The organism is Phaeobacter sp., assembly GCF_022825805.1.
Lineage (GTDB): Bacteria > Pseudomonadota > Alphaproteobacteria > Rhodobacterales > Rhodobacteraceae > Phaeobacter.
The window spans coordinates 36,062-44,860 of sequence record NZ_JAJDWC010000107.1 but is presented as its reverse complement, the minus strand read 5'-3'; the positions used below and the strand labels follow the sequence as shown (position 1 = coordinate 44,860).

Annotated in this window: 10 protein-coding genes; 6 read left to right on the top strand and 4 right to left on the bottom strand. The window is 58.7% G+C overall.

Going from position 1 to position 8,799, the window contains the following annotated elements; translation table 11 throughout:
- Nucleotides 1-303 precede the first annotated feature (303 nt).
- On the bottom strand, nt 304-804 hold the full coding sequence (locus Q0C28_RS12310; protein ID WP_293576198.1) for an Lrp/AsnC family transcriptional regulator: 501 nt from the start codon (nt 802-804) through the stop codon (nt 304-306).
- 252 nt (nt 805-1,056) lie between these two features.
- Between Q0C28_RS12310 and trxB the strand changes: the two genes are divergently transcribed.
- The 3 genes from trxB to Q0C28_RS12295 all read left to right on the top strand — a co-directional run bounded on the left by trxB (nt 1,057) and on the right by Q0C28_RS12295 (nt 4,603).
- Nucleotides 1,057-1,998, top strand: coding sequence for a thioredoxin-disulfide reductase (trxB, locus tag Q0C28_RS12305; RefSeq protein ID WP_293576196.1), 942 nt, complete (start codon nt 1,057-1,059; stop codon nt 1,996-1,998).
- Nucleotides 1,999-2,003: 5 nt separating this feature from the next.
- Complete coding sequence (locus tag Q0C28_RS12300) at nt 2,004-2,339, top strand: hypothetical protein (protein ID WP_293576194.1); 336 nt, start codon at nt 2,004-2,006, stop codon at nt 2,337-2,339.
- Between the two features lie 188 nt (nt 2,340-2,527).
- Nucleotides 2,528-4,603, top strand: a complete 2,076-nt coding sequence (locus tag Q0C28_RS12295; RefSeq protein WP_293576192.1) for a bifunctional sulfate adenylyltransferase/adenylylsulfate kinase — start codon at nt 2,528-2,530, stop codon at nt 4,601-4,603.
- Between the two features lie 103 nt (nt 4,604-4,706).
- Here the strand turns inward: Q0C28_RS12295 and Q0C28_RS12290 are convergent, their stop codons facing one another.
- The 3 genes from Q0C28_RS12290 to Q0C28_RS12280 form a co-directional block, all read right to left on the bottom strand.
- Nucleotides 4,707-5,594, bottom strand: coding sequence for a PhzF family phenazine biosynthesis protein (locus Q0C28_RS12290; RefSeq protein WP_293576190.1), 888 nt, complete (start codon nt 5,592-5,594; stop codon nt 4,707-4,709).
- Nucleotides 5,595-5,849: 255 nt separating this feature from the next.
- Entirely contained in the window at nt 5,850-6,074 is a 225-nt protein-coding gene (locus Q0C28_RS12285) for a DUF1150 family protein (RefSeq protein ID WP_293576188.1), read from the bottom strand.
- Between the two features lie 5 nt (nt 6,075-6,079).
- Nucleotides 6,080-6,493, bottom strand: coding sequence for an Hsp20 family protein (locus tag Q0C28_RS12280; protein ID WP_293576187.1), 414 nt, complete (start codon nt 6,491-6,493; stop codon nt 6,080-6,082).
- Between the two features lie 178 nt (nt 6,494-6,671).
- On the opposite strand from Q0C28_RS12280, the gene Q0C28_RS12275 reads away from it, so the two are divergent.
- The 3 genes from Q0C28_RS12275 (at nt 6,672) to Q0C28_RS12265 (ending at nt 8,719) form a co-directional block, all read left to right on the top strand.
- Nucleotides 6,672-6,896, top strand: coding sequence for a DUF465 domain-containing protein (locus Q0C28_RS12275; RefSeq protein WP_293576185.1), 225 nt, complete (start codon nt 6,672-6,674; stop codon nt 6,894-6,896).
- Between the two features lie 253 nt (nt 6,897-7,149).
- Entirely contained in the window at nt 7,150-7,650 is a 501-nt protein-coding gene (purE, locus tag Q0C28_RS12270; protein ID WP_293576183.1) for a 5-(carboxyamino)imidazole ribonucleotide mutase, read from the top strand.
- The gene (locus Q0C28_RS12265) at nt 7,643-8,719 is read left to right on the top strand and encodes a 5-(carboxyamino)imidazole ribonucleotide synthase (protein ID WP_293576181.1); all 1,077 of its coding nucleotides are present in this window, start codon (nt 7,643-7,645) and stop codon (nt 8,717-8,719) included. Before purE ends, Q0C28_RS12265 begins: the two co-directional genes overlap by 8 nt.
- The last annotated feature ends 80 nt before the right edge of the window (nt 8,720-8,799 follow it).

Sequence of the window (8,799 nt, the reverse complement as noted above, 5' to 3'; positions counted from 1 at the left end):
TCAGGCGTATCGGAGCCAGAACCTTCGACCAGATGTTCGACGCGCTTGCCGAAGTCTGCGACCTCTTCACCCCAGACGAATGCTACAACTACTTCTGCGATGCAGGATATGCCTCAACATAAGGGCTCAATGCATTAGGGTCAGCAACCGGACGAACGCTGACGTCTCGCCTGACAGGCCCAGACAATTGGCAAACCTTACGTCTGCGCCACCCGGCGGGTTTCGCTATCCGGCACTTTTCACCAGTGTTCTGAACGTCTGCAACGTCAGCCCGACGCTCCCTAGTGGCGCGCCAACAGCACCTTAAGCGTCGCGCGCCAGCCGTTGTTCCAGGACGTCAAACGGCACACCGGGTTCGTCTTTTGCACCGCGGATCACAAGCGATGTTTTCACGCTTGCCACATTCGGGGTGGTCAAAAGATCATTGGTCAGAAAGCTCTGGAACGTGCTGAGATCAGGCGCAACGCATTTCAGAATGAAGTCAACTTCGCCGTTCAGCATGTGACATTCGCGAACCAGCGGCCAATCACGGCATTTGCCTTCAAACGCGCTCAGTTCCGCTTCTGCCTGACTTTCCAGCCCGACCATCGCAAACACCTGAACCTCGAAGCCCAGCTCTCGCGAGTTGACCTCAGCATGATAGCCGCGGATCAACCCCGCCTCTTCGAGCGAGCGGACCCGGCGCAAACAGGGCGGCGCGGAAATTCCAACACGTTTGGCCAATTCAACATTGGTCATACGACCATCAGCCTGCAGCTCCGACAAAATCTTGCGATCAATCGGATCAAGACGTGTTGTGACCATATGAAGACTCCTGATTTCTTATTGCGTTTATTATAGCCACATCGACAAAGTGCGCAATATTGTTTCAAAACTGCGCAACATTCTTCTGCAGCTGACAGGATTTAGGCGAAAGCGCCGCGGAAACAAGACGCGCTGCTTTGATTTGTGGAATAACCGGCTTTGCCTTTGCGGGGCTTTAAGACGGTGCATCCTGCAGCTATATGCTTTGCCTGACGGCGGCAAGACCGCCTATGCGTCTATTGGGGATATGAGATGAGCGAAACGCGCCACACCAAGGTTCTGATCATTGGGTCCGGCCCAGCCGGATATACAGCCGGCGTCTACGCCAGCCGTGCCATGCTGGAGCCGATTCTGGTTCAGGGCATCGAGCCGGGCGGGCAGCTGACCACCACCACCGAGGTGGAAAACTGGCCGGGCAACACCGAAATTCAGGGCCCAGACCTGATGGTCAACATGGAAGCCCACGCCCGCGCCATGGGCACCGAAATCATCGGTGACATCATTTCGTCCCTCGACACCAGCCAGCGCCCCTTCGTGGCCAAAGGTGACAGCGGCACGACCTACACCGCAGACGCAGTCATTCTGGCGACGGGCGCACGGGCCAAATGGCTCGGCCTGCCATCGGAGGAGAAGTTCAAAGGATTCGGCGTTTCTGCCTGTGCCACCTGCGACGGGTTCTTCTACCGCGGCCAGGAAATCGTTGTCATTGGCGGCGGCAACACAGCGGTCGAAGAGGCACTGTTCCTGACCAACTTTGCCTCCAAGGTCACTCTGATCCACCGCCGGGACGAACTGCGGGCAGAGAAAATCCTGCAGGACCGGTTGATGAAGAACGAAAAGATCGAGCCGCTGTGGTTTCATGAACTGGATGAGGTCTATGGCTCCGAAAGCCCGCTGGGCGTCGAAGGCGTTCGGGTAAAACACGTCGAAACCGGTGAGATCACCGATATCCCCTGCAAAGGTGTGTTTGTCGCCATCGGCCACGCGCCTGCCAATGAACTGGTCAAAGATGTTCTGGAGACCCACAACGGCGGCTACATCCAGGTCACACCTGGCACATCGGAGACGTCGATCCCCGGCATCTTCGCTGCGGGCGACCTGACCGATCACAAGTACCGTCAGGCTGTTACATCCGCGGGCATGGGCTGTATGGCTGCTCTGGATGCCGAGCGCTTCCTAGCCGAGCAGGAGTGAGCGCAGTGTCGCATGATTTTGACACCCAAAAGGCCGAGACACTCTCGGCCTTTTCTGATTTGCAAGCAGAAGGCCCGATCCCTGCTGAGGCGGATCTGGATCTGTTTTTCCTGCCCGGTGCAGGCGATACGGATTGGCAACCCCTCGCGCACGCCCTTGCTGATCTTGGCTTTGTCACCCAATGGGCCGAGGCGGAGGGCGATGAGCCTGCGACCCTGATCGCGACAATGCCCGATCAGATCCTGTCGGGTACTGCCATTTGGATGGTGGAAGAACTGGCCACCCGCACCGCACTTGAATTTGGCTTCCGACCTGATGGCTGGGGCTTCGCGGCTGAGTAACTGGGCCTGAACGCACATTTTTTGGCAAACCACTGTTCCACCCACATGCGCAATGACTGATCGCTGTTCTTTGGGCGTTGCAGATTGGGGACAGCAGTCTTTTTCACACACGCCTTGGTGGAATTATCTTTGCCACCAAGGCAATTCGTGAAATGTGTTCACGCATGAACACACTCTGAGTCGCCGCAATGACGCCTAAACCCGCCCAACCAAGCCTGGAAGACGAAGACCTGCTCTTTCGTATTCTGGCACAGCTCGACAAAGCGCCCGATGCTTCGCAGCGGGCCACGGCTGCTGCATTGGGCATTTCCCTTGGGCGACTGAACGCACAGCTGCGCGCAGCAGCGACGGCCGGACTGGTCAAAATCAGCGAGCGGCCCGGCCCAGATCGACGCCAGCGGTTTGCCTATGCGCTCACCACCCGTGGAGCGGCTGAAAAGATCCGGCTGACCGACCAGTTTCTCGCCCGCAAATTTGCCGAATATGACGCCCTGCATGCCGAACTCACTGGCACAACCAGCGGCCTCGCCCCTTTCAAATACAGGACCAAGTTGATGCAAAACAACCTTGCCCCCATCCCCGAGCTTTATGTGTCTTATGACTCTGCTCAGAAACTGAAAGTCGAGGCTGCCGCCTTGAAAAGCCACGATCTGAGCCCGCGCCAGATCTGCGACCTCGAATTGCTGATGAACGGCGGCTTCAACCCGCTCAAAGGCTTTCTGAGCGAAGCCGACTACAACGGCGTCGTCGACAACATGCGCCTGGCCGACGGCACCCTGTGGCCGATGCCAATCACCCTCGACGTATCCGAAGACTTTGCCGCATCGCTTGAAATCGGTGAAGACATTGCCCTGCGCGACCAGGAAGGCGTGATCCTGGGCACGATGACCGTGACCGATCGCTGGGAGCCAAACAAATCCCACGAAGCCGAAAAAGTGTTTGGCGCCGACGACGATGCCCATCCGGCAGTGAACTACCTGCACAATCAGGCCGGGAAAATCTATCTCGGTGGCCCGGTGACCGGGATCCAACAGCCGGTCCACTATGATTTCCGTGGTCGCCGCGACACCCCCAACGAGTTGCGCGCCTATTTCCGCAAAATGGGCTGGCGCAAAGTTGTGGCGTTCCAGACCCGCAACCCGCTGCACCGCGCCCACCAGGAGCTGACGTTCCGTGCCGCCCGCGAAGCCCAGGCAAACCTGCTGATCCACCCGGTTGTCGGCATGACCAAACCTGGTGACGTGGACCACTTCACCCGCGTGCGTTGCTATGAAGCCGTGCTGGACAAATACCCGGCGGCCACAACCTCCATGTCGCTGCTGAACCTGGCCATGCGCATGGCAGGCCCACGCGAAGCCGTCTGGCACGGCATCATCCGCCGCAACCACGGGTGCACCCATTTCATCGTGGGCCGTGATCACGCGGGTCCGGGCAAAAACTCCGCAGGCGAAGATTTCTATGGTCCCTATGATGCCCAGGATCTGTTCCGCGAACACGAAGATGAAATCGGCATCACCATGGTCGACTTCAAACACATGGTCTACGTGCAGGAACGCGCCCAATATGAACCGGCTGACGAGATCGAGGACAAAGATTCCGTCACCATCCTGAACATCTCGGGCACCGAATTGCGCCGCCGCTTGGCCGAAGGCCTGGAAATCCCGGAATGGTTCTCCTTCCCTGAGGTTGTGAAGGAACTGCGCCGCACCAAGCCACCGCGCTCACAGCAGGGTTTCACTGTGTTCTTCACTGGCTTTTCCGGTTCCGGCAAATCCACCATTGCCAACGCGTTGATGGTGAAGCTGATGGAAATGGGCGGCCGGCCCGTGACGCTGCTGGACGGCGACATCGTGCGCAAGAACCTCAGCTCCGAACTCGGCTTTTCCAAAGAGCACCGGGATCTGAACATTCGCCGCATCGGCTATGTGGCGAGCGAGATCACCAAGAACGGCGGTATCGCCATCTGTGCGCCGATTGCGCCCTATGCGACCACCCGTCGTGCAGTGCGTGAGGATGTTGAGAACTTTGGCGCATTTGTGGAGGTTCACGTCGCCACCTCGATCGAGGAATGCGAGCGCCGCGACCGCAAAGGGCTCTACAAATTGGCCCGCGAAGGCAAGATCAAGGAATTCACTGGTATTTCCGACCCCTATGATGTGCCCCAGAACCCGGAGCTGTCGGTCGAGACCGAGAACGTCGATGTCGACAACTGCGCCCATCAGGTTCTGCTGAAACTGGAAAACATGGGGCTGATCGCCGGGTGATCCCCGCTGGTTTTGAAACAAGAGAAGGCCGCCCTGATGGGCGGCCTTTGCTGCATTTGGACCAATGCAATAAGCGGTGCGGCTGATCCCCTGTTCTGTGCAGCTATCGCGGCAGCTGATCCGGCAGATCGACGCTCCCGCGCATAAGCACGAAGCCCTGCCCCGCGACTTTGACACCTTGGATATCATCTGGCGTGCCAACCCGCGTCACCTGCGCCTGTCCAGGGCGACCAAGCCCATGCCCCTGCTCGGCGACAAACTGCGCTTTCTCCATCAGGCCATGCCGCCAAAGATAAGCCGCCATTGCCCCTGTAGCCGAGCCGGTAAATGGATCCTCAGGCGGGCTTGGCGGGGCCATCAAAAGACGGGAATACGTATCACCGGCCGCTGTTGCGCCCCCAAGAGCCACCAAAAACGGCTCCATCATATCGATGCCACTGGCACCGATAGACTGACCCAGTCGCGCCATGGCCTCCAGATTCAAACGCGCCGCCGCCAGATCCTCATGGCTGCGCAACACTGTGATGCAAAACGGCAGGCCAGTAGACACTTTCTGTGGTCGGCCCAAAATCGCCTCGCGTGGCAAGGAAACAGCGGCAGCAACCAGCTCTAGGTCGGCAAACACCCCAAACTGCGGGGCGATCTGGGTCATTTCGAACATACCGCCATCAGCAACCACCCGGACCAGCCCCGCGCCGGTTTCCAGCGTGATCTCATCGCCCTTCATAAATCCGCGATCCCGCAGCGCGGCCACCGTTGCGAGCGTCGGGTGACCCGCAAATGGAATTTCACGAGAGGCCAGAAAGTAACGCACTTTGACGTCGGCAATAGTCGAAGGGCCGGTAAATGTGCATTCAACCAAGGATGTCTCACGCACATAGGCGGTGCACACCTCCTCTGGCAGATGCGCTGCCTCATGCACAACGGCGCAACCGTTGCCGCCAAAGGCGCGGTCCGCAAAGGCATCCACCCAATCAAACGAAAACTGCATTGTAGCCCCCATATTTGTTTTGTCGTCAAACTTATCGTGCCGGGTATCACCACGGGTGACCGGCACTCTGACATAACGCACTGGTGTCTGCCCAACTAGGCTCAGGTCCGGGCGATCTGGGGCCGCAACTGGCCATAGCTGCGGAGGCTAAGCTGCGCGCCATACCGCAGGATCAAAGCATCAAAAAAGGGCGCTGAACCTGCGCCCTCAACACTCTTCGAGATCAGAATACGAGACTAAGCCCGCAGCAGCAGGTCAGTGCACCGGCACCGGCGCGTAATCATGCTGACGCGCCAAGACAAACGCCATGCGCCTGTCGCTTACCAGTGCGAGCTGCGCGCCTGCCGCATCATGCAATGCATAAAGCTGCGTTTGCCCATTTGCGCCTGCCTGCACCTCTTCGGGGAGATCGGCAACCTCAACCGTTTTGACATAGACAACGCGGCTGTCGAGATCCTCTGCGAATTTTGGTGTCTGCATATCAATTACCCCTTTCTGATGTTTATGGTCTGCACAACGGTCTCTGGCCGAGCCCGTGTTAGATCAACGTGCAACAGACCGTTTTCCATCACCGCCTCACCAACTTCGACACCATCGGCCAGCACAAACATGCGCTGGAATTGACGGGCCGCGATGCCACGATGCAGGAACACACGCCCCTCGCTGTCATCGCCCTGACGGCCACGGATCACCAATTGACGGTCCTCTACCGTGATCGCGAGATCCGCCTCTGCAAATCCGGCGACGGCCAGGGTGATCCGATAGGAATGATCGGAGGTCTGTTCGATATTGTAAGGGGGATAGCCTTCGTTGCCCGACTTCGCCGAGCGCTCCAAGAGGCGTTCCAATTGCTCAAACCCCAACATATGCGGGTACGAGCCAAGTGTAAGTTTCGACACGATGTTCGTCCTTGATTCCAAAGCGACGTCTGTTGTTGGCCCCAATTTGGCAGCCACATGGTTAAGAATATGGGTGTTTTCAGTATTTTCACAAGCCCAACACGTTGCAACGCTAGCGCAAATGGCCTCAAGAGCGTATCTTCTGCCAAAATCACAGCCGCCGCCAAACGAGTCGCTTATGAACGCCCCCACCGATGTTTCCATGAAAACCGACGAAGTTCTGAAGGTGGAGCTGGAGGTTTTCCGCACCCAGCATCGCGATCTGGACGAGGCTATCACAGCGCTGCAAGAGCGCGGGACCAGCGATCAGCTGACGATACAGCGGCTCAAGAAACAGAAACTGGTGCTGAAAGACAAGATCTCGATCATCGAAGATCGCCTGACACCGGACATCATCGCCTGATTCTCTTGGCGGGAGGCAGAACCAGGTTGGCTGCAGACCAGGCGCCCGGCAAAACACCCCACCGAACGAACGACCGTGACACGCCGGAACCGCAGCGTGAATTGCCCATCTGCTTGCGATAACATGCGCTCGCAACGCCGCAGAATGCCTGTCGCATGCATTGCTGCATTGCGTGATATGACTCACCCACTATAGTGCGCGCTTCCTCCACCTGAGCGGAATAACGCTCCGCCGCATGACAGGATTCGCGCCGATGGCAGAGACCAGCAACGACATCAAAGTAGGCATAATCATGGGCAGCCAGTCAGACTGGCCCACGATGAAAGAAGCGGCGACCATATTGGGCGAGCTGGGCATCACCTATGAGGCAAAAATCGTATCGGCCCACCGCACGCCAGACCGGCTGTGGGACTATGGTAAGACCGCCGCAGATCGCGGCCTGCAGGTGATCATTGCGGGCGCCGGTGGTGCCGCGCATTTGCCGGGCATGGTTGCCTCCAAAACCCGCGTGCCAGTGGTGGGTGTCCCGGTTCAGACCCGCGCGCTGTCTGGTGTTGATTCGCTCTATTCCATCGTCCAGATGCCAAAGGGGTTCCCCGTCGCAACCATGGCCATCGGCAGCGCTGGCGCCGCAAATGCAGGATTGATGGCCGCCGGAATTCTGGCTCTGCAGGATGCAGCCCTGGCAACGCGCCTCGACCAGTGGCGCAGCGACCTGTCGGCATCCATTCCGGAGGAGCCAAGCAATGACTGATGCGCTGACACCCGGAGCAACCATCGGCATCCTTGGCGGTGGACAACTTGGCAGAATGCTGTCGGTCGCAGCCTCGCGACTCGGTTTCAAGGCGCATATCTTTGAACCCAGCGCGCAATGCCCGGCCAGCCAGGTTGCGGACCAGGTCACCACCGCGAGCTATGAAGACCACGCCGCGCTGACAGATTTTGCTGCCGCCGTTGATGTCATCACCTATGAATTTGAAAACATCCCGACATCTGCACTGGATCTGCTGGAGACGCTGAAACCGATCCGTCCGGGCCGCGAAGCGCTGCGCATCAGCCAAGATCGCCTGACGGAAAAGACGTTTCTGCAAGATCTCGGCCTGAAAACCGCGCCGTTTGCTGCGGTTGACGATGACCAAAGCCTGGCAGCGGCGCTTGCATCAATTGGCGCCCCATCGATCCTGAAAACCCGCCGGTTCGGCTATGATGGCAAGGGGCAGGCTCGGATCAAATCCGCCGACGAGGCTGAAACCGCGCTCGCAGCGATGGCGGGTGCGCCTTCGATCCTGGAGGGGTTTGTGGACTTCAGCCACGAAGTGTCCGTGATTGCAGCCCGCGGCGTGGCCGGTGACATCGCCTGTTTTGATCCCGGCGAGAATGTGCACCGCGACGGCATTCTCCACACCACAACCGTGCCCGCCCGGTTGAACACCAGCCTACGGATGGATGCCGTGCTCATGGCCGGCAAGATTTTGAACGCGCTTGATTATGTCGGCGTTCTGGGGGTGGAACTGTTTGTGACCCCTGCGGGCCTGATCGTGAATGAAATCGCACCCAGGGTACACAACTCCGGCCACTGGACGCAGAATGGCTGCTGCGTGGATCAGTTCGAGCAACATATCCGCGCTGTGGTCGGCTGGCCGCTTGGGGACGGGCAACGACACAGCGATGTGGTGATGGAAAACCTGATCGGCGCAGACGTGGACCGTGTTGCAGAACTGGCGGCAACCGCTGACTGCGCCATTCACCTCTATGGCAAAGCCGACGCAAAGCCTGGGCGCAAGATGGGCCATGTGAACCGGGTCAGCCGCACCGCCAACTGACCCTTTCGTCCACACAACACAGATAGGCTGTGATGGCGTTGGCTGGTCGGCCCACCGGCCAATGCCCATTCGGTGCCCAC

Excerpts from the sequence above, each read along its gene's own strand:
- Q0C28_RS12310 (WP_293576198.1), bottom strand. The coding sequence starts at position 804 with ATGGTCACAACACGTCTTGATCCGATTGATCGCAAGATTTTGTCGGAG.
- trxB (WP_293576196.1), top strand. The coding sequence starts at position 1,057 with ATGAGCGAAACGCGCCACACCAAGGTTCTGATCATTGGGTCCGGCCCA.
- Q0C28_RS12295 (WP_293576192.1), top strand. The coding sequence starts at position 2,528 with ATGACGCCTAAACCCGCCCAACCAAGCCTGGAAGACGAAGACCTGCTC.
- Q0C28_RS12290 (WP_293576190.1), bottom strand. The coding sequence starts at position 5,594 with ATGCAGTTTTCGTTTGATTGGGTGGATGCCTTTGCGGACCGCGCCTTT.
- Q0C28_RS12285 (WP_293576188.1), bottom strand. The coding sequence starts at position 6,074 with ATGCAGACACCAAAATTCGCAGAGGATCTCGACAGCCGCGTTGTCTAT.
- Q0C28_RS12275 (WP_293576185.1), top strand. The coding sequence starts at position 6,672 with ATGAACGCCCCCACCGATGTTTCCATGAAAACCGACGAAGTTCTGAAG.
- purE (WP_293576183.1), top strand. The coding sequence starts at position 7,150 with ATGGCAGAGACCAGCAACGACATCAAAGTAGGCATAATCATGGGCAGC.
- Q0C28_RS12265 (WP_293576181.1), top strand. The coding sequence starts at position 7,643 with ATGACTGATGCGCTGACACCCGGAGCAACCATCGGCATCCTTGGCGGT.